This is a genomic window from Myxococcales bacterium (genome assembly GCA_016717005.1).
Lineage (GTDB): Bacteria > Myxococcota_A > Polyangia > Haliangiales > Haliangiaceae > UBA2376.
Window position 1 is genome coordinate 960,052 of the sequence record JADJUF010000039.1, and the last position, 20,468, is coordinate 980,519.

The 20,468-nt window shown below is 76.1% G+C and carries 9 protein-coding genes and 3 pseudogenes; 5 read left to right on the forward strand and 7 right to left on the reverse strand.

The window, feature by feature from the left end:
• Nucleotides 1–3 precede the first annotated feature (3 nt).
• The 5 genes and pseudogenes from IPL61_35050 to IPL61_35070 form a co-directional block, all read right to left on the reverse strand.
• Nucleotides 4–2,814 carry a serine/threonine protein kinase gene (locus IPL61_35050; GenBank protein MBK9036412.1) on the reverse strand — a complete coding sequence of 937 codons (2,811 nt, stop codon included), beginning with the start codon at nucleotides 2,812–2,814 and terminating at the stop codon, nucleotides 4–6.
• A gap of 1,553 nt (nucleotides 2,815–4,367) precedes the next feature.
• Nucleotides 4,368–4,979: pseudogene (locus IPL61_35055) on the reverse strand (DUF4157 domain-containing protein).
• 149 nt (nucleotides 4,980–5,128) lie between these two features.
• Nucleotides 5,129–7,111, reverse strand: coding sequence for a DUF4157 domain-containing protein (locus IPL61_35060; protein ID MBK9036413.1), 1,983 nt, complete (start codon nucleotides 7,109–7,111; stop codon nucleotides 5,129–5,131).
• Nucleotides 7,112–8,995: 1,884 nt separating this feature from the next.
• Nucleotides 8,996–9,412, reverse strand: a pseudogene (locus IPL61_35065) (DUF4157 domain-containing protein).
• An 882-nt stretch (nucleotides 9,413–10,294) separates the two neighbouring features.
• Nucleotides 10,295–10,768, reverse strand: a pseudogene (locus IPL61_35070) (DUF4157 domain-containing protein).
• A 1,001-nt stretch (nucleotides 10,769–11,769) separates the two neighbouring features.
• On the opposite strand from IPL61_35070, the gene IPL61_35075 reads away from it, so the two are divergent.
• The 4 genes from IPL61_35075 (at nucleotide 11,770) to IPL61_35090 (ending at nucleotide 14,866) form a co-directional block, all read left to right on the forward strand.
• Nucleotides 11,770–12,663 carry a hypothetical protein gene (locus IPL61_35075; GenBank protein ID MBK9036414.1) on the forward strand — a complete coding sequence of 298 codons (894 nt, stop codon included), beginning with the start codon at nucleotides 11,770–11,772 and terminating at the stop codon, nucleotides 12,661–12,663.
• Between the two features lie 333 nt (nucleotides 12,664–12,996).
• Entirely contained in the window at nucleotides 12,997–13,434 is a 438-nt protein-coding gene (locus IPL61_35080) for an Hsp20/alpha crystallin family protein (protein MBK9036415.1), read from the forward strand.
• Nucleotides 13,435–13,548: 114 nt separating this feature from the next.
• Nucleotides 13,549–13,959: a PaaI family thioesterase gene (locus IPL61_35085; protein MBK9036416.1), complete on the forward strand. Its 411-nt coding sequence runs from the start codon at nucleotides 13,549–13,551 to the stop codon at nucleotides 13,957–13,959.
• 121 nt (nucleotides 13,960–14,080) lie between these two features.
• The gene (locus IPL61_35090) at nucleotides 14,081–14,866 is read left to right on the forward strand and encodes a phosphatase PAP2 family protein (protein MBK9036417.1); all 786 of its coding nucleotides are present in this window, start codon (nucleotides 14,081–14,083) and stop codon (nucleotides 14,864–14,866) included.
• A gap of 18 nt (nucleotides 14,867–14,884) precedes the next feature.
• On the opposite strand, the gene IPL61_35095 is transcribed toward IPL61_35090, so the two are convergent.
• Complete coding sequence (locus IPL61_35095; GenBank protein ID MBK9036418.1) at nucleotides 14,885–17,704, reverse strand: serine/threonine protein kinase; 2,820 nt, start codon at nucleotides 17,702–17,704, stop codon at nucleotides 14,885–14,887.
• 256 nt (nucleotides 17,705–17,960) lie between these two features.
• A complete protein-coding gene (locus IPL61_35100; protein MBK9036419.1) occupies nucleotides 17,961–19,010 on the reverse strand; it encodes a helix-turn-helix transcriptional regulator in 1,050 nt (349 codons plus the stop codon).
• A gap of 243 nt (nucleotides 19,011–19,253) precedes the next feature.
• Between IPL61_35100 and IPL61_35105 the strand changes: the two genes are divergently transcribed.
• Nucleotides 19,254–20,450: a hypothetical protein gene (locus tag IPL61_35105; GenBank protein MBK9036420.1), complete on the forward strand. Its 1,197-nt coding sequence runs from the start codon at nucleotides 19,254–19,256 to the stop codon at nucleotides 20,448–20,450.
• The last annotated feature ends 18 nt before the right edge of the window (nucleotides 20,451–20,468 follow it).

The following is a 20,468-nucleotide window of genomic DNA, read 5'->3' on the forward strand; positions in this document are numbered from 1 at the left end:
TCGTCAGCGCGTCGTCAGCGCGCGATCGATCCGGACCACCAGCTCGGCCTGGCGCGCATCGTCGACGAGGGCGGGCCGGGCGGCGCGCAGCCGCGCCGCGCCGGCGTCGTCGTGGGCGGCGAGCTGCGCCAAGCCCAGCCAGGCCTCGGCCTCGGCGACCTGCACGGGATCCTGCCCCTCGGCCTGGAGCGCGCGCGCCCGCTGCAGCAGCGTCACCGCCGCGGCGGCCTGACCCGCGGCCAGGCGACAGCGCGCGATCGTGACCAGCGGCGTCGCGGTGTCGGGCGCGTCGCCGGTGATCGCCGCGGCGCGCTCGGCCACCGGCAGCGCGCGCGCGCACTGCCCTTGCTGGACGTAGACGACGGCGAGGTTGGCGAGGGCGTACGCCACCTCCGGGTGATCGGCGCCCCACCCCGCCTCGAGCGCGCGCGCGGCCTCGGTCAGGTCGGCGATCGCCTGGCGCGCCAGCGCCGGATCGTGGCGCCGGGCCGCCAGGTCGCCGCGGAGCTGGCCGAGGTTCGACAGCGCCTGGGCCGCGACCTCGGGCTGGTCCGCGGCGAGGAAGCCCGCGCGGGCCGCGACCAGCGGCGCGATCGCGTCGTCGAGCCGGCCGGCCTCGAGCAGCACCGCGCCCTGGTTGAGCTGCAGCGTCGCCAGATCTTCGCCGGCCGCGCCGGCCTCCGCGCCGACGGCGACCGCGCGCGCGGCGGTGTCGAGCGCGGCGGCGTGATCGCCCGCGGCGCTCAGCACGACGCCGAAGTGACTCAGCGCGTGGGCGTGGGCCAGCGAGGTCGGGCCGAAGGCCTCGGCCAGCTTCGGCATCGCCTGGCGGTACAGCGCCGCGGCCGCGGCCGCGTCGCCGGCCTCGAACTGGGCGCCCGCCAGGTTCTGCGCCGCGCGCGCGGTCATGACGTGGTCGGCGCCGTAGAGCTGCAGCGCGAGCTCGTACGCGCGCCGCTGGTGCTCGACCGCGCGCGCGCCCTGACCGCGGTGCTCGGCCAGGATGCCGACGGCCTGATGCACCAGCAGGGCCGTGTGCGACGTCGCGACGCTGTCGATCTCGACCAGCGCCAGCGCGGCCCAGTCCTCCCCGGCCTCGAACTCGCTCTGGAAGTAGCCGAGCAACCACACCAGCGACGCGGCCGCGTCGGCGGCGCCCTCGACGTCGCGGTGGCGACGGGAGAGCAGGTAGGCCTGCTTGGTCGCGGCGACCGCCGCCGGCCAGTCGGCGCGCTGCCGGGCCAGCGCGGCCTCGAACTGCAGCGCCCGGGCGATCGACCGGGCGTCGTCGAGCCGATCGGCCTCGGCCCGGAACGGCGGGACCTCGCGCTCGACCACCGGCCAACGCTGCAGGGTGATGGCCGCGGCGACCGCCTCGCCGCGCGCGGTCAGCGCGTCGAGCTCGGCCGCGCGCGCGGGATCCCGCGGCGTCACGACCCGACCGCGCAGGTAGTCGGGATCGCCGCACACCGACGGCGGCGCCAGGCGCGCGACCAGGTCGTGGCCGCTCGCGACCGCGACCGCGTCGGCCTCGGTGAGGCCGTCGATCAACGCGCCGAGCCGACCGCGGTGCTCCGCCAGGCACGTCGCCGCGAGCCCGCCGAGATCGGCCGACCAGCTGTGGTCGCGCACCGCCTGGCACGCCGCCACGCTGCGCGCGCGCCACCCGTCGGCGAGCGCGTCGATCGCGGCCGCCGTGCGCTCGCCGGCCGGGCCCGCGCCCGCGCGCGCGGTGGCGCGGAACCCGGCGATCAGCGCGGCGCGCCGCGGCGCCGACCAGGTCTCGCCGAACGCGGTCGCCGCCTCCTGCGCGCAGCTCGGCGGTGGCGGCGGCGCGGCGGCGCCGTGACCGCGGGTCGCGATGACCGCCCCGCCCAGCGCGCCGACGGCGACCACGGCCAGCGCGTAGGGCGCGGCGCGCCGGCGCCACGACGGCCCGGGCCCGGCCAGCGCCGCGGCCAGCGCGTCCATCGACGAGAACCGCGCCGCCGGATCGACGGCGAGGCCACGGGCGACGAGGCGCGCCAGCCAGTCCGGCACGCCCGCGAGCGGCGGCGGCCCGCGATCGATCGCCGCGCGCAGCTCGGCGATGGTCCCGGCGGCGAACGGCCGGCTCCCGCCGCAGGCCTCGTGCAGCGCGACGCACAGCGAGAACACGTCGCTGCGCGCGTCCGCGGCCTCGCCGCGGAGCTGCTCGGGCGCCATGTACGCGGGCGTGCCCTCGACGGTGACCGTGACCGTGACCGGCGCCGCGTCGGCGGCGATCGCCGTCGGCGCCCCGACCGCGCCCGTGACCGCCCCGGCGACGCCGAAGTCCGCGACCCGGACCCGGCCGTCGTCGCCGACGAGGATGTTCCCCGGCTTGACGTCCTTGTGGACGATCCCGGCGGCGTGGGCCGCCGCCAGCCCGCCGGCCGCGGCCCGGAACACCTCGACGATCGCCGGCCACGCCGGGCGGTCCTCGAGCCAGTCCGTCAGCGCGCGCCCACGCACGAACTCCATCGTCAGGAACGTGCGGCCGTCGCGCTCGCCGACGTCGAAGACCGGCACGACGTTGGGATGCGACAGCTGCGCCATCGCCCGGGCCTCGCGCGCGAGCCGGGCCTGATCGGCCGCGCCCAGGAACCGGTCGTGGAGCAGCTTGAGCGCGACCTTGCGATCGAGCACGCGATCGTAGGCCGCCCACACCACGCCCATGCCGCCGGCGCCGAGCTGCTCGATCAGGATGTACCGCTCCGGCTCCGCCGCGCGCAGGTCGGCCGACGCGGACCCGCGGTCCGTGCTCGGCAACGTGGCCGCATCGTCGGACGCCATCCCTCCGACGGTGACACATCACCCCGCAGCGACGCAAACCGCGTCGGGGACCAGCCCGGCGAGACGCCGGGCGCTCAGTGCAGATGCGACACGTCGTAGGGGATCCCGAGGCGCTCGGCGGTGGTCTGCGCGACGGCGCGGACCACCGGGGTCCGACCGTGGCGCCGCAGCTGCGCCCGCTCCTCCTCGCTCATCGCCATGATCCGCGCGCGCGCGTCGGACCGTCCTTGTCCTGCCATCTCCTCGGCACCCTCGATCGCGCGCGCGCCGTGCGCGTGCTGCCCGAAATTCCCGAACAGCGTGTCGCCGAACTGGACGGCGAACTCGTGCACGTACCAGGTCTTGAGGCCCTGTTGACGGCCTTCCTCGGCAGCCGCCGCCATGGTCCAGAGCACGCCGCCGATCCAGGCCACGCCCACCAGGACCGCGCCGACCGCGACCGCGACCGGGACCGCGCCACCGGTGGCCACGCCAGCCTCGGCCAGCTCCGCCGCGGTGATCTCTCCCCCGGCCGCACCGGCGCCGCCAGCCGTGGCGGCCTCCCCCGCGAAGCGCTCGGCGATCCAGCGGCCGATGCGCTCCCACGGCGGCGTCCAGCCGACCGCGAGGTTGATCTTCGCGCTGATGCCGGGGATGCCGTTGATCGGCAGCTCGGCCCCGAAGACCAGCCGCGGCTCGCGGAACCGGTACGGCCCCTGGCCCTCGTCGCGCTCGAGGCGAATGGCCTCGAACGCGAACTCGAGGTCGATCGGTCCGAAGTGGACGGTGTCGGTCTGGACGCCCGCCGTGAAGTGCAGGCCTTCGTGGTCGTGCGAGATCTCGAAGCTGTCGCTGAGCGCGTCGAAGTCGTGCGCGAGCCAGTCGCGGATCGCGCCCTCGTGGCTGACCGCGACCTCCCAGCCGTGGTCGCCGTGCATGGCCTCGACCTCGGTCGCGGGCTCCGGCTCCTCGCCGTCCGGCGCCGCGGCTTCGGGACTCTCGCCGCGACCACCGGCGCCGCGGCCGCCGCCGCCGGCCCCGACGACGCCCTCGCCCCGCGGCGAGAGCGTGGCCTCGACCTCGAGGTCGCCCCAGCGCGTCTCGAACTCGCGCTCGAACAGGGTGATCGAACGGCCGACCGCGACCGCGACGCCGGCGCTCTCTTCAGGGCGCTCCCCACGCGCTCGGGCCGCCGCGGGTCGAGGCCCGCGTGACGTGCCCCGCTCGGCTCGAGCCGCCGGCGCCGCCGCTGCGCCACCACCGTCGCCGCCCGACCGGGCCGACGGCGCCGGCGCCGCGCGCTCGAGGCGCCGCGCGTCGGCGATCGGGAGCTGGAGCTGGTACTGCTCGCCACCCTGCTCCAGCGCCAGGTCGACGCGGATCTGCATGGTCGAGACGTGCGCGAGCGCGCGGTGCAGCTCGGCGCGGAGCGCCGAAGCCTCCTCCGGGTTGGCCTGGGCCAGCAGGCGCTCGTACGTGGCGACCGCGGCCGCGTCTTGCTGGCGCACGAGCAGCTGCACGGCCCGGCCCTGGACGGCGGAGCCGCCGGATGAGCCGCGCGGCGCCATCGTGTCGAGCAGCGCCGCGGCGCTCTCACCGCGCACGACCGCGTCGGCGACCGCGTCGGCGTGCTGCTCGTACGGATCGCCGACCTGCCCGACCCCGCCCGCCAGCTGCACGCCGCCGCGCTGCTGGACCACGTGCGCCGCCTCGTGCGCCGCCAGGTGCAGGTCGGGCGCCGCCCCGAACGCGACGTCGTCGCCGGTCGCGTACGCGTGCGCGCCGATCGCCCCGGCGGCCTCGGCCGCGGCGCCGCCGATGTGCGCGCGCACGCCCGAGACGTCGTGGTGCCCGAAACTCTCCTGGATCGCCGCCAGGTGCGGCAGCGCCCCGCCGCCGCCGGCCACGCCCCGCGCCGCGAGCGTGTGCAGCGCGAACGGATCGTCGCCGGGTCCCGACACCGCCACCGCGCGCTGCACCAGCGTCGACGAGATCGGCGCCTCGGGGCTATCGCCGTCGACCGCAGGCCGGCCCCGGTCAGCGCGCGCCTGCAGCGCCGCCGCCGACGGCGCGATGCGCTCGGTCCGCGTCACCTTGCCCGGCGCAGGTCGCCGCCGCGCGGTCCCGCTCTCGGCTGCGGGCGTTTCGTGCGCGAGTGAGCCGCCGAGCCCCGTGGATGTCGTCATGCGCATCCGCTTCTGCACCTGCCGTGCCGCGCGCGTCGGGCGCCCAGCAGCGCCCAGCGGCCGACGCGGCGCGGGGTCGCGCACCCCGTGCACAACCCGCGCGCCCCGACGGTGCCGACCGGGCTCAACCGCTCCACGCCGAGGCCAAGCTAGCGGCGCTCGGCCGGGTCGTGCCCGAACTGGCGGTCCCGCAGGCCGTCGAGTCGTGCGCGGGTACCATCGCGCTGCCCGTCGTCAGGCCGATCGGTGCGCGCCGGGGCCGCGCCGCGGTTGGGACGCGCGGCCTCGCCGCCTTGCCACGCGCGCCAGTAGCGATGGATCCGCGCGCTCGCCTCGGCCCCGCCGAGCCCGGCCCGCTCCTCGACGGCCGCGATGAACTCGTCCTCCGCGGGCGCCGCCTGGGACGTGCCGTACGACCGCATGATCTCGTCAGCGGCCGCCAGCTCGGGGAACATCTCCCGGTAGTTGCGCAGCATGTTGTCGGTGTCCGGTCCGATCCCTTCGTCGGCGCACTGGCGCCGGATCATGTCGTCGATCAGCGTGATGTCGCTGGCCTGGGCGTGCGGCAGGATGTGCAACGTCCAGACGCGGGCGTAGGCGTCCCGGCGCTGGCCTTCCGCGGTGAGCTCACCAGCGATGACGCGCGCCGTCTCTTCTCCGCCGGGGCCGTCGTCGCGCCCCTGGGCGGCTGCGCCGGCCGAGGTCGTCGTGTCACGCCGCTGGGAGACGTTCGACGGGGAGATCGCTGGACCGAGGAGCGCGTCCCCCGCCCTCATCCAGGGCGGATTGTCCTGTTGCTGCGACAGCAACGGATACATCGTGTGCGCGTGCAGCGGGTTGTCGGCCCCCCCGCCGTCGAACACCGTGACCGCACCCGGCAGGGACCCTTCACCCGCGTTGTCGACGACGCAGCCGTGGACCCGGTAGTGATGGGCGGTCGGCCGCTCCCCGGCGGGTTGCGATCGCAGTCGCTCGATGACCGCTCGTGAGATGCCGGGCGCCTGGAACGTGACGACCGAGACCACCAGGTTCGGGTAGTACGCGGCCGTGATCTCGGCCAGCGCCCCGCCGAGGCTGTGTCCGGTCGCCACCACGCCGCGTCCAGCGCCGATCCCGGTGAGCTCGCGCTCGATCAAGGCCTGGTTCATCGAGAACTGGCCCATGCCGACCCCCACGCCGGTGGTGTCCTCGAGGAAGTCTTCGTCTCCGCGCGATCCGCGGAACGCGATCACCGGCGTGTGGCCCGACGGTCCGGCGTCGGCGCGCCGTGGGAACACCCAGAACTGCAGGTCGCCCTCGCCGTGATGGGCCCGAACGCGCTCGACGTCGAAGCCCATCTCGCCGAGCGCGGTCCGATCCTCCGCGCTCAGCTGGTCGGTGCTGTCGTAGTACGCGATCCGGTGCGCGAGCTGCTCGAGGGTGAGATCGTTGACCGCGCCGGTCCGCGCCCGCGTCCGCTCCGCGCCGGTCAAGCGCTGCACCGCCGGTCCGCCCGCGGCGCCGCGCCCGGCCATCGTGTCGAGCAGCGCCGCCGCGCTCTCGCCGCGCACGACCGCGTCGGCGACCGCGTCGGCGTGCTGTTCGTACGGATCGCCGACCTGCCCGACCCCGCCCGCCAGCTGCACGCCGCCGCGCTGCTGGACCACGTGCGCCGCCTCGTGCGCCGCCAGGTGCAGGTCGGGCGCCGCGCCGAACGCGACGTCGTCGCCGGTCGCGTACGCGTGCGCGCCGATCGCACCCGCCGCGTCGGCCGCGGCGCCGCCGACGTGCGCGCGCACGCCCGAGACGTCGTGGTGCCCGAAACTCTCCTGGATCGCCGCCAGGTGCGGCAGCGCCCCGCCGCCGCCGGCCACGCCCCGCGCCGCGAGCGTGTGCAGCGCGAACGGATCGTCCGCGGGCCCCGACACCGCCACCGCCCGCTGCACCAGCGTCCACGAGATCGGCGCCTCGGGGCTATCGCCGTCGACCGCAGGCCGGCCCCGGTCAGCGCGCGCCTGCAGCGCCGCCGACGACGGCGCGATGCGCTCGGTCCGCGTCACCTTGCCCGGCGCCGACCGCCGTGGCGCGGCCCCACGTTCAGACGCGGGCGTGTCGTGCGCGAGTGAGCCGCCGAGCCCCGTGGATGTCGTCATGGGCATCCGCTTCTGCACCTGCCGTGCCGCGCGCGTCGGGCGCCCAGGCGCGCTCAGCGGCCGATGCGGCGCGAGGTCGCGCACCCCGTGCACAACCCGCGCGCCCCGACGGTGCCGCCCGGGCTCAATCGCGCGCGCGGCCGCCGCGCGTCAAGACTCTTGCGATCGAGCCTGCTGCCGTCGGCGTCGAGGCGGCGGCTGCCTCGGCGCGGGGATCCGCGGCGGCCGCTCGCGGACGTGATCGATGCGTCCGGTGGTCGGATGCTCGATCGTGTCGCTGCCGCTCGCGCGCCCGGTCGAGGTGTTGTAGCCGCCGGGGGCGGCTGGCGCCTCCCCTTCGGGTGGCGCGCCAGGACCGGGGCGATACGGTCGGGGCGTGTCGGCGGCCTCGGCGCGATCGAGGAACTCGACCCCGTCGGCGAGGTGCTGGAGCCGTTCGTTGAGGTGGATCAGCGCCTCGAGGTCGCTGCCGGCGTTGGCGCCGCGCAGCAGCTCGACCTGCTCGTCGGTGGCGCGGCTCGGACCGGTGCCGCCGCGCCCCGCGCGGACGCGATCGATCAGCACGGTGTTCTGGGCGATGACCCAGTCCACGGCGGCTTCGACGGTCAAGCCGGCGCGCTCCATCGCCCGCCGGTTGGACGCGACCACCGCCTGGGGCGTGTCGTCCTGCACCAGGTCCTCGGGGCTCGTCGCGACGTTGCCCTCCTGCGGCGGCTCGACGCGAATGATCGTGTGGATCGTGAAGCGTGCACCGTCGCTGGTCCGCAGGATCTGATCGCCGATCGCGACGCGGCTGTCCGCGTCACCGTGCCGCCGGCCGCCTTCGCCGCGGTTGTTGTGCCCTTGGTCGTAGGTGATCGCGTAGCGGTAGTTGTACGTCTGGTCACCGAGGCGCACCGTCCGCGGTCCCGATTCCCACCGCGAGAACACGACCGAGTGGTTCTGCGCGCCACCCGCCGCGAGGAAGAGCCAGTCACCGGCCTGGACCGTGTCGAACTGGTCGAACGGCAGCGTGCTGCCGTCGAGGGTCGGCCGCCCGGTCGAGCCACCGTGGAGCACCAGATCGCCGGCGTGGTCGAAGTTGCCGCGCACGTCCGAGGCGTTGGCCGAGCCGACGCCAGCGTAGTTGTCGACCAGCGTCTGCCAGGCGCCGCAGTTGCGCGCCTCGACCCGCTGCTGCTCGTGCTGGCGGTTCTCGTAGGTGCCGGTGGTGAGCATGTGCGCCGAGACCATCACCCGCTGCCGCGACGTGGCCGCGTGCGGCTGCGCCGGCGGACGCGCGACGTCGGTGCCATTGAACAGCCGCGGCGGGATCTTGTTTCCGGAGAGGAACAGGCTGATCAGCGTGCGCTGGGTGGGCGTGAACGTGTCCCTGAGCAGCGCGCCGGTCACCTCGGCACCGAAGGTCGCGACCACGTCCGCGGGGAACCCGGCGCAGAACGAGGTCGCGAACGCGTCCCACGCGGGGTCGGGCGCGGCGGTTGGGCCTCCCGCCGCGGGGCCAGCGCCGTCCGGCGTCGCCGACCCGGACGGCCCGCGCTGTTCGCGCGCGCCGCCTGCCGCAGGGCCGCCGCCCGTCGTCGCGCCACCGCGCTCGGACCCGCCGGTCGCCGGCGTCGCCCGGGTCGTGCGGATCCGCTCGACGACGGCGGCGAACTCGCGCCGATCGGCGGCGGTGATGGCCGCGAGGAGCTCCTCGGTCCAGCTCGCTGACCAGCTCTGGATGCGCTGCGTCTGCGCGGCCGGCGCGAGGCTGGCGAGCTGACGCAGCACGCCGCGGGCCTCGGCGCCGCGCTCGGCTGGCGTCTGGCCGTCGTGGAAGCGCTGCACGGCCCGGCCTTGGACGGCCGCGCCGCTGGACGCGCCGGCGGGCGCCATCGTGTCGAGCAACGCCGCGGCGCTCTCGCCGCGCACGACCGCGTCGGCGACCGCGTCGGCGTGCTGCTCGTACGGATCGCCGACCTGGCCGACCCCACCGGCGAGCTGCACGCCGCCGCGCTGCTGGACCACGTGCGCCGCCTCGTGCGCCGCCAGGTGCAGGTCGGGCGCCGCCCCGAACGCGACGTCGTCGCCGGTCGCGTACGCGTGCGCGCCGATCGCACCCGCGGCCTCGGCCGCGGCCCCGCCGACGTGCGCGCGCACACCCGACACGTCGTGGTGCCCGAAGCTCTGCTGGATCGCCGTGAGGTGCGGCAGCGCCCCGCCGCCACCGGCCACGCCCCGCGCCGCGAGCGTGTGCAGCGCGAACGGATCGTCGACCGCGGGCGTCGCCGTCGCCGCGCGCTGGACCGGCGCGGCCATCCCGGGCGCATCGGTGCCCTCGACGCCGACCACCGTCGGGCCGCGCTCGGCGCTGGCCTCGCGCCCGGCCTGGCGGCCCTGCTGGACCGCGACGCCGCTGCTGATGATCGACTCGATGCCGGCGCCGAGGTGCGCCAGGTCGCGGCAGTCTTGCTCCGAGCGGCCGCGGAAGTGCCCCGTCAGGTAGAACAGCGCGCCGAGCGGGCTCGAGCGCAGATCGCCGAGACCCGCCATCGGATCCGCGCGGCGCGGCGTCATCCCGGGGTCCTGCGTCGACGGTCCGATCCCGGGCTGATCGCGGGCGATCGCCTCCTCGATGCCGCGGCGCAGGTTGTCGACGGTCCGCCGCAGGGCCTCGGCGGTGGCCGGCGGCAGGCCTCCGCGCAGGTGCCCGAGCGCCGCGCGCAGCTGGTCGGCGGCCGCGGCGCCCTGGCTCGCGCTGGGGACCGCGCCCATGAAGTAGTTGCCGACGATCGAGCGCACCTGCGCCGCGTCGGCCTCCGGCAGGGTCTCGTCGAGGCCCTCGAGCTCGGCGCCATGACGATCGACGTGCATCGACACCTGCCGCGCCTCGGCCGCCGCGACGACTTGCATCAGGTCGGCCCGGGCCAGCACCGGCGGCATGCCCGCGATGCCGGTCAGCCGCACCTGCTCCATGTCCGACCGCGCGGTCGCCGCACGCTCGCGCAGCTGCCCGAGCAGCGCCTCGAGCGCGGCGCGATCGGTCACGGCGCGCACCGTCGCGAGCGCCTGGACGACGCCGCCCTCGGGTCGGCGATCGCGCTCGACGTGGCGGTTCGCGGTCGCGGCGGCGGCGCCCGCGGCCGGGTGCTCACCGTCGAGCTGGACCGCGCGCTGCACGCCAGCGGCGCCGCCACCGCCGAAACGGTCGAGCAGCGCCTCGGCGTCGCCCCCGGTGACGACCGCGTCGGCCACCGCGTCGGCGTGCTGCTCGTACGCGTCGCCGGCGCGGCCGAGGCCGTCGCGCAGCGCCACGCCGACCCGCTGCTGCACCACGTGCGCCGCCTCGTGCGCGGCCAGGTGCAGGTCGGGCTGGCTGGCGAACGCGATGCGATCGCCGGTCGCGTAGGCTCGCGCGCCGAGCGCCGCCGAGGCCTCGGCCGCCGCGCCGCCGACCGCGGCCTGCACGCCGGAGACGTCGTGGCGCCCGAACGCGCCGGCGATCTGGTCCAGGAACGGCAGCGGGCCGAGGGCCGCGCCGACCCCGTGGCCGGCGATCGCGTGGACCTCGTCGGCGGTGCGGCCCGGCGTGGTCTCCTCGGCGGGCGCCGGCTGGGCCAGGCTGCGGCCGAGCCCGGCGGGCGGGCGCCCCAGCACGTACCGGCTGCCGCGCATCGCCTCGACCTGCGCCGGTGTCACCTGATCGCCGGTGCGGGTGTCGCCACTCGCGAGGATGTTGGCGGGGTCCTCGGTGTGACCGACGTCGAGCAGCATATGCATCAGCTCGTGCGGGAGCACGTCGGGCGGGCCGCCGGGCGCGAGCACCACCGACTCCTGGTCTTGGCGCACGTTGGGCAGCTCGGAGTGGCTGAGCGCGAAGCCGAATGTGTCCCCGCTGGTGTCATGGTTCCGGATCGGGACCGGCAACCAGAACACCGCGATCTGTCCGGGGACCGGACGAAGAGCCAGCAGGTCGAGGGCCTCGGGCGCGGCTTGCCGTCTGGTATCGGTCCGTCCCCAGGGGGCTCCCTGGTTCTCGGCGCGCGGCTCGACGAGGTCCAGCGCCGGCGGTCGGACGTTGTAGCCGCCGCGCTCCTCGGTCGCGCGCTCCTCCCGACTGACCAGGCGAGCGGCCGCGGGGCCGGGGATCGTAGCCGGCCCGTGCACCTGGAGCTCGATGCCGAAGCGCTGGAAGAACGCCCGCGCCGCCGCGAGGTCGGCCGCGACCCCCGGCGAGGCCGGCTGCAGCACGACCGCGTGGATCGGCAGGCGCAGCGTCGCGGCCGGGGCGCCGGGCGCGCCGACCTGCCGCTGCACCACCTGCGAGCCCCGGGCATCGACGGCCACGGCCCGGGCCGGCAGGTGCTGGGTGCGCGACACCTTGCCCGGCGCCGGGCGCTCCCAGTCCGGCTCCTCGACCTCGACCTCGGGCGCATCGTGAGCTCGCTGCCGGTCGAGCCAGGTGAACGTGGGCATCCCCCACCCATGTGCAGCGGTCATGCCCACCGGGTGACGGCTCGCGTGTCGGTCCTGCGCCCTCGCCTCGCGCGGTTGTGCACGTCGTGCGCAACGACCTCCGGGAGTTCGAGCAGATCGGGCTCAAGCGACGATCGCCGGGCCGCGTCGCGCCGCGGCCACGCCGTCGCCAGCGCCGGATCACAGCGGTAGGCTGAGCCATGCCGTTCCCCGCTCCGCCGCGCCCCGATCTGCCGCCCGAGCGCGTCGCCACCGCCGAGTTCGCGCTGCGCTACGAGGACGTGGCCCAGGACGGCCGCATGACCGCGATCGCGTTCCCGCCGGCGCTGGGCTGGACGGTCTGGGCCAAGCTCCTCGACGGCCACCCGGCCGAGCGCGCGATGGCGGCCCAGGGCATCGTGCCGATCCTGTCGCGGCTGACGATCGTCGGCACCGACGCTGCGATCCGGGTCGACGCGCCCGCGACCGCGACCGGCGGCTACGAGCTCGCGCGCCAGGATCGCGACGGCGCGGTCGCCAAGCTCTTCCTCAACATGTGGGTCGAGGTCCGGGGCACGGCCGGCCGCATGGTGCCGCCGTCGGGCCCCGGCGCGCCGGTCGTCGCGGGCACGCTGTTCGCCGAGCACACGTTCACGCGGCTGTTCGCCTCCGCCGGAGATCGCCGGGTCACGCGCCTCGACGCGCCGGGCATGCCGAGCGTGCCGTCCGCGACCTACGACGCGCCGGCGCCGACGACCGCGATGGAGCTCCCAGCCGGCGCCACGCCGATCGACGGCGAGTTCCACCCCGATCCGGTGGTGACCGCGTTCGGCCTCGATCACACCGACTCCAACCAGCACGTCAACTCGCTGGTGTACCCGCGGCTGTTCGCCGAGGCGGCCCTGCGTCGCCTGGCCGAGCGCGAGCGCCCGCGCCGCGTGCTCGTGCGCGCGCTCGACATCGCCTACCGCAAGCCCAGCTTCGCGGGCGAGCGCGTGCGCATCCACACCCGCCTGTTCGCGCAGGGCGACCAGGTCGGCGCCGCCGGGTTCGTGGCCGACGTCGACGATCCGGCGGCGCGGCCGCGCTGCTGCGCGCGCATCCTGTTCGGCTGATCGCGTCGGCACCGCGCGCCCGCGTGCCCATCCACACCCGCCTGTTCGCGCAGGGTGACCAGTCGGCGCCGCCGGGGCCATGGCCGACGTCGACGATCCGGCGGGGCGGCCGCGCTGCTGCGCGCGCATCCTGTTCGGCTGATCGCGTCGGCGCAGATCGCCGGCCTCGTAATAACGGCCGCGGTCGCGGTCAAGCGGTTGCGCGCGCGCGCGCGGTGGTTATTGGTGGGGGAGTAGTCGATGGGGCGCTGGTGGTGGTCACCAGCCGACCCACGACCGCCGCGCGCCCGGCGTCGGTTTCGGCGCACGTCCTCCCTCTACAGGAGCACTGTCATGGCACTCGTCCGTCGTGAATCCAATCCCCCCGTCCGTTACCGTGACCCCTTCGCCATGGCCCGCGACATGTTCGCATGGGATCTGTTCGGCGATCAGCGCCCGGCCGTCAACTTCGCGCCGAGCTTCGAGGTGAAGGAGACGCCCGAGACCTACGTGGTCAAGGCCGACATGCCCGGCGTCAAGGAGGACAACCTCGACGTGTCGCTGCACAACGGCATCCTGGCCATCTCCGGCACCCGCGAGGCCGAGGAGCGCAAGGAGGGCGAGACCTACTTCCTGTACGAGCGTCAGTACGGCGCGTTCTCGCGCAGCTTCTCGCTGCCGGACACCGCCGACGCCGAGCGGGTCGAGGCCAAGCTCGACGGCGGCGTCCTGACCGTGACGATCGGCAAGCGCCCCGAGGCCAAGCCCAAGAAGATCGCGCTGCGCAAGTAGCGCCGCGCGCCGCGCCGGACGCGCCACCGTGCAGCTCGTGCACGTCGTGCGCCGCGCGCGCCGCGCCGGCGGCCGGGTCGCTCCGCCCGGCCGCCGCTCCGCTACCATGCGGCCATGCCGCGCATGACCGCCGACGAGATCTACGCGCTCCTGGCCGCGACGTTCCCGCAGGCCAAGGGCTTCTGCGAGATCACGGCGATCCGCGACGACGAGCTCGACTGCGTCGTGCGCTACCGGGAGGCGTTCTTGCGCCCGGGCGGCACGCTGTCGGGCCCGACGCTGATGACCCTGGCCGACACCGCGATGTACTTCCTGGTGCTGGCGATGTCCGGCCCGCAGCCGCTGGCCGTGACCTCGAGCCTGACGATCAACTTCTTGCGCAAGCCGCCGCCGGCGGACCTGCACGCGACCGCGCGCATGCTCAAGCTCGGCAAGCGCCTCGCGGTCGGCGAGGTCCACCTGCGCGGCGGCGACCCCGCGGTGGTCGTGGCCCAGGCCTCGGTCACCTACGCGCTGCCTGCGTAAGTCGGCGCGCTGCCTGCGTCGACGGCTCGTCAGCGTGTGCAGGAACGGTCACCGGATTCGGTGCAACTATCCGGAACTACGTTCCGATCCCCGTGGTCCAGCCATTGCATTTACGATGACGGTGCGCACCCTCGCCATCCTCGCCATCTGCGTCGCGGTCGCCGTGCCCGGGCGCGCGCGCGCCGACGAGTGCCCAGTCAACGGCCTCGACTGCCTGGCGGTGTCGCAGTTCTCGGCCACCGCCGACGCCACCAGCGACGCGTTCTTCCTGACCGCGCTCGCGCTGCCGATCGGCCTCGAGCTCGGGCGCGGCCTCGACGACGACGTGCTCCGTCGCGGCGCCGCGTACACCAGCGCGGTCGGCGCGACCGCGCTGACCGCGCTGGCGGTGAAGTACGCGGTCCGGCGCGATCGGCCGTACACGTACAACCGCCACCCCGGCGTGGTCGAGTACACCGCCCAGGCCCGCGGCAACGATCACTCATTCTTCTCGGGCCACACCAGCCTGGCGTTCGCCGCGGTGACCTCGGGCGCGCTGCTCTACAACCCGACCAGCCACGACGCCACCGCGCGGCTCGGCATCTGGGGCGGCGCCGGCGCGATCGCCGCGACCACCGGGGTGCTGCGCATCCGCGCCGGCCAGCACTTCCCGACCGACGTCCTCGTCGGCGCGGTGATCGGCACCGGCTTCGGCCTCGGCCTGACCTACGCGCTCGCGCCCGAGCGCGACCTGCGCGGCTCGGATCTGGGCGCGCTCGCCGTCGGCGTCGCCGTCGGCGCGCTCGCCGGCGCGCTGGTGCCGCTGCCGCGCGACGTGCGCCTGCCGCTGGGCGCGCGCGACCTCGCGGTCGTGCCGACGGTCGCGCCCGGCGCCGCTGGCCTGTCGCTGTCGGCGTCGCTGCGCTGACGCGACGACCGGCCCAGGTCAGAAGCGCTGGCGCTGCAGCCGGGCCTGGTCGAGGCCGTCCGCGCCGCCGGGGCCGAGCTGCTTGTAGATCGCGATGGCCAGGTCGAGGTGCTGGCGCGCGCCGGCGCGGTCGCCGCTCTCGCCGAGGGCGCGGCCGAGCACGCCGTGGGCCGCGGCGAGGTTGGCCGGGTTGAGCTTGAGCGCGGTGATCACCTCGAGCGCCCCGCGCGCGCTGGCGACCGCGTCGGCGGCGTGGCCCTGCGCCAGCTGGACCTGCGCCACGCCGAGCAGGCACAGCGCGCGCAGCGGGTGATTCTCGCCGTGGACCGCGAGCGCGATCTCGGCGCAGCGGGTCATCGCGCGCTCGACGACGGGCCAGCGCTCGGCGGCCATGTTGATGTTGCCGTAGTTGGCGTACATCTTGATGAGATCGGGGTGATCGGCAGGGACGGTGACCTCGAAGATCTGCATCGCGCGATCGGCGTGGGCGAGGCCCTCGTCGAGCTGGTCGCTGCGCACCAGCACGTCGGCCAGGTTCTGCTCGGCCTGGCCCTGCAGGCGCGACGGCCGATCGGGATCGTCGAGGCGGCGGTAGATGGCGAGCGCGCGCGTGGCGGCGACCGCGGCCTCCTCGAGGCGCCCGGCGGCGATCAACCGGTTGATCGCGTGCCCGAGCAGCTTGGCCACGTCCTCGGAGTCGGGGCCGGAGGCCGCCTCCTCGATCGGCAGCGCGCGCGCGTCGAGCGCGATCGCCTCGTCGAGCTTGCCCAGCCGCTTGAGCGCGGTGGCCAGCGTGATCATCCGGGACACCGTCGTCGGGTGACTGGGACCGTAGGCGTCCTCGGCGGCGGCCAGCGCGGCGCGACACGGCGCCTCGCCCTCGTTGCGCCCGCTGTCGACCGCGGCGACGCAGCGGCACTGGGTCGCCCGGGGCTGCGGCGGCGGCTCGACGACGGCCAGCCGCGCACAGGCGCCGAGCGCGTCGTCGTAGCGCCCGAGGCGCGCCAGCGCGCGGGCCTCGTCCTCGTCGAAGTCGAGGCGGACCGACGGCGGGACGCCGTCGCGCGCCACCGCCGCGCGCGCGATCGGCAGCAGGACCTCGATCGCCTTGGGGTCGGCGCGCTGCGACGCGGCGTCGAGCAGGCGCAAGGTCGCGGTCGCCTCGAGATCGCGATCGCCGGCGAGCGAGGCCTGGGCCAGCGCCTCCTCGCGCGCCGCCTGGGCCGCCTTCGGATCCTGGCCGCTGGTGTAGCGCGCGACCGCGAGCAGCACCTCGGCGCGCAGGCCGGGGTGGCCGAGCGCGTCGGCGAGCGCGCGGGCGGCGGCGACGCGACGGCGCGCCTCGGGCAGATCGCCGGCGGCGCTGGCCGCGTGCATCGCGTCGAGCTCGCGCCGGATCCCCGCGACCCGCGGATCGTCGGGGATCGGCGTGGCGGCCTGGAGGCGGGCGGCGTTGCAAGCCTCGGGCGCGGGCAGGCCGTCGATGGCGGCCAGCGCGCCGGCCGCCGCGCGCGGGCCGCCGCCGCTCAGCCGCTCGAGCACGGCGCTGGCCAGCGACAGCTCGCGATCGAGGCAGGCCATGCGCCGATCGAACACCTCCGCCGACTGCTCGCCGCGCTCGTGCGTGGCGCGGCAGGTGTCGATGCGCGCGCCGCGCCAGCGCCCCGTCCACCCGTCGACGGCGGCCACGGTGCGCGTCGCGGTGTCGCCGCCAAACGGCCTCACCGGCGCGAAGCCGGCGCGCAGCCGCTCCTGCTGCGCTGGCGTCCACAGCGCCAGCGCGGCGTCGCCAGCGCGCTCGCACGGGACCCGCGCCGCCGGACGGTCCGCGACCTGCCACAGCACCAGGGCGGCGCCGCCGAGCGCCACCGCGCCGACGACGCCGACGAGCGCGCGTCGCCGCCGGACCGGGGTCCGCTCGAGCAGGTCGCACAGCGCGGTCATCGAGGAGTGGCGCGCGTCGGGATCGTGCGCGAGGCCGCGATCGAGCGCGCGCACCAGCCAGGCCGGCGCGCCGCGGGGCCGCGGTCGGCGGCGGTCGGCGATCACCGGCTCAGCCCAGCCCGCCGCGTCCTGCTCGAACGGGTGCTCGCCGAACAGCGACTCCCACATCGCGACGCAGAACGAGAACTGATCGCTCCGGGCGGTGGCCGATCGGCGCGCGTGCTGCTCGGGAGCCATGTAGCGCGGTGTACCGATGTAGGCCCCGACGCCGGTGAGCGTGGACCCGAGCAGGCCTCCGACGGGCGTCACCGCCGCGCTCGGATCGCCGTCATCCCCGCGATCGTCGACCGTGGTCGCCATCGCGCTCGGCAGCTCCGGGGGCGCCGCGCCGCCGCCGTCGCGCGCCTCGCCGAGCCGGGCCAGCCCGAAGTCGCCGATCCGGGCGCGGCCGTCGGCGCCGAGGAAGATGTTCGACGGCTTCACGTCGCGGTGCACCAGGTCCTTGGCGTGGGCGGCGGCCAGGCCGCGCCCGACCTGCACGAACAGCGTGACCACCTCGCGCCACCCACGCCGCGCCGCGCGCTGGTCGAGGCTCTCGCCGTCGACCAGCTCCATCGCGATGAAGACGCGGTCGCCGTCGGCCCCGATGTCGTAGACCGCGACGACGTTGGGGTGCTGGAGCTGGGCCAGGGCCTGGGCCTCGCGCAGGAAGCGCATCGACCGGTGGGCGTCGGGCTCGTGGATCAGCTTGAGCGCCACCGCGCGCGCCAGATCGGGATCGCGGGCCTCGTACACCGCGCCCATGCCGCCAGCGCCGACGAGCCGCACGATCTCGAAGCGATCGACGCGGCTGCCGGCGCGCAACGCGGTGGAGGGTGCGTCGGCGACGGTCATCGTCGCCGATCGCCGGCGGCGGTCCGGCAGCCGGTCGTCCTCGTGGCGGCCATCGCCGTCTACGGTAGCAGAGCGCCGCCGGCCGCGCGCAGCTGCCGTCGCCGCGCGCGCGGCCCGCCCGAACGCTGGTGCGGCGTTCCGGGTGCGCCAGGTGAACCTCGGCCAGGCCGGTCGAGCCGGGCGGGGCGCCGTCGACCGGGCGGTTGGTGCCGCCGCGCGAGGCGACCGGGTCGCCGGAGCCCCACGACTCCGGACGCTAGACCCCGGCGAGCAGCAGCGCGGCGAGCTCGCCGCGCGAGCCGACGCCGAGCTTCCGATAGACGGCCTTGACGTGCGCGAGGAACGTGTGCTCGGACATGCCGAGCGACGCCGCGCCCTCGACGCTCTTGAAGCCGCGCAGCAGCAGCAGCGAGACCTCGGCCTCGCGCTCGGACAGGCCGGCGGTGCGCAGCAGCTCGACGCTGTCGAGGGCGCGGATCGGCTCGGCCATGATGAGGATCTGCGGCGGATCGTCCGGGCGGCTGCGCATCCGCTCGGCCACCAGGCGGTAGCGCTGGTGCGTGCCGCGCTCGACGTAGACGACGCGCGGCATGGGCGCGCCGGTCGCGCGCACCAGCTCACGCCGCGCGATCTCGACCAGGGCGGACAGCGCGTCGCGCGTCCGGTGCGGATCGGCGGCGACGCTGCGGGCCAGGAGCTCGTCGCCCAGCGCGTTGGCCGCGGCGACGCCGCCACCGGCGTCGACGAACAGCAGCCCGACGCCGTCGCCGGGGACCGACTCGAGGGTCTCCTTGGCGAGGAGCCGGCGCAGGGCCTGCGTGACGATCGGCACGGCGCGCTCGACCAGGCGCACCGCGCCCGCCGCGAACGCACCCGACCGTCGCGCGAGCGTGAGGTGACCGAAGCTCTGCCCGCCCGCCGCGAACGTCGCGTGCAGGTCCTCCTCGTAGCCGAGATCACCGAAGTAGTAGCGCGCGTACGGATCCTCGGCCGGGATCCCGCCGCGCGGGACGCGCACGACCGTAACGTCGTCACGGGCCGACGCCGCGTAGTCCGCCAGCGGGCTCTTGAGGAACACGTTGGCGGTGAAGTGCTGACACGCGGCCGGGTCGTATCCAGCGCCGCTGGCGCCGAGCCACAGCGCCGTCAGCGGATCGAGCCGCAAGAACACGTGCGCGTCGGCGTCGACCGCGTCGGCGAGGACCGCCCCGACCTGCTCGGTGAGCGCGTCGGCGCTCGTGAGCTCGCGGGCGGCGCGCTCCACGCGGTGGTGCGCCCGGCGCCAGTGACTGTCCGTGGTGCCCATCGGATCCACGCTAGCAGGCTGTCGCGGTGCCGGCCCTCCCCAGATCTGGGGAGCCAGCCCGGGTCCCCAGAACCTGGGATTGGGCGGTCGCGGCGACGCGCGCACGGTGGCCGCATGCAGCTCTCCTGGCCCACCGTCCTCCTCGCCCTCGCCTGCGGCGCCACCGCGTGCAGCGACGCCGCCACGCCACAGCCTCCCGCGGGGTGCCCCCCGCTCGGCGCCGGAACACCTCACCGCGGCCCCATGATCGAGCGCGACGAGATCTGGCGCGCCGCCGACAGCCCCCACCTCGTCGAGGGCCCGCTCGCGGTGATCGGCGGCGCGACCCTCACGATCGAGCCGTGCGCCGTGGTTCGCTTCGCCCCCGGCGCCGGCGTCGAGGTCGGCCTGCCGGACGGCGCGGAGCTCGGTCGGCTCGAGGCCCGCGGCGAGGCGGCGCGGCCGATCGCGCTCGAGGGCACCAGCGCCGCGCCGTGGTCGGGGATCGTCGTCCATGCCCCGTCGCGCGTCGACCTCGCCCACGTCGGTATCGACGGCGGCGGCCAGGGTCCCGGCGGCGCGACGCTGGTCGGCGTCGGCGCCGGGGTCACGCCCGCGGCCGAGGTCCTGTGGGTCGACACCGTGACGGTCGCGCGCTCCGCGGGCGCGGGCGTCCGCCTCGATCGGGCGGCGCGGTTCGGCGACGGCTCGCGCGCGCTCGCGATCGATGGGGCCAGCGGCGCCGCCCTCGTCGTCGGGCTCCACGGCCTGCAGGGGCTGCCCGACGGCGCCTACGCGGGCAACGCGCGCGACGAGATCGTCATCGACGAGGACGAGGCGAACGACCGGCCGGGCCTCCAGGCGGACACGGCGCTGCGCGATCTGGGCGTGCCGTACGTCGTCGGTCAGGCCGTCGGCGACCACTTGCGCGTCGGCGCCAACGGCGGCCCGGCGGTGACCCTCACGATCGAGGCCGGCGTGGAGCTGCGGTTCCAGCCCGAGGGGAGCCTGCGGATGGTCGCCGACGCCGACGGCCCGCGCGGCACGCTGCGCGTGCGCGGCACCGCCGCGCGACCGGTGACGTTCACGTCGCGTACGGACGCCGATCCGCCCGGGTCCTGGGCCGGCCTCTACTTCGAGTCCCCGATGGCGGATCACGACGTCGCCTTCGCCCGCGTCGAACGCGCCGGCGGCTTCTGCTCGTGCTCGCTCGCGACGTGCAGCCCGGTCACGACCTTCGATGGCGCGGTGATCCTCGACGGCCTGCCGGCCCGGGTGTTCGTCCACGACAGCGTGATCGTCGACAGCGCCGGGCACGGCTTCGTCCGGAGCTGGCTCGACCACGACGACCTCGACTTCGCCGCGGCCAACCAGCTGCAGGGCGTCGCGGCCTGCGCGCAGACCCGGCCCCAGCTGTCCGACGTCGTCTGTCCCGACGAGGCCTACGCCTGCGCGCCGTGACCGCGCTGCGCCACCCGC

What these genes read in the sequence shown, in the direction of transcription:
- IPL61_35080 (MBK9036415.1), top strand. Translation starts at nt 12,997, where the DNA reads ATGGCACTCGTCCGTCGTGAATCCAATCCCCCCGTCCGTTACCGTGAC.
- IPL61_35050 (MBK9036412.1), bottom strand. Translation starts at nt 2,814, where the DNA reads ATGGCGTCCGACGATGCGGCCACGTTGCCGAGCACGGACCGCGGGTCC.
- IPL61_35085 (MBK9036416.1), top strand. Translation starts at nt 13,549, where the DNA reads ATGCCGCGCATGACCGCCGACGAGATCTACGCGCTCCTGGCCGCGACG.
- IPL61_35075 (MBK9036414.1), top strand. Translation starts at nt 11,770, where the DNA reads ATGCCGTTCCCCGCTCCGCCGCGCCCCGATCTGCCGCCCGAGCGCGTC.
- IPL61_35100 (MBK9036419.1), bottom strand. Translation starts at nt 19,010, where the DNA reads ATGGGCACCACGGACAGTCACTGGCGCCGGGCGCACCACCGCGTGGAG.
- IPL61_35095 (MBK9036418.1), bottom strand. Translation starts at nt 17,704, where the DNA reads ATGACCGTCGCCGACGCACCCTCCACCGCGTTGCGCGCCGGCAGCCGC.
- IPL61_35105 (MBK9036420.1), top strand. Translation starts at nt 19,254, where the DNA reads ATGATCGAGCGCGACGAGATCTGGCGCGCCGCCGACAGCCCCCACCTC.
- IPL61_35060 (MBK9036413.1), bottom strand. Translation starts at nt 7,111, where the DNA reads ATGACGACATCCACGGGGCTCGGCGGCTCACTCGCGCACGACACGCCC.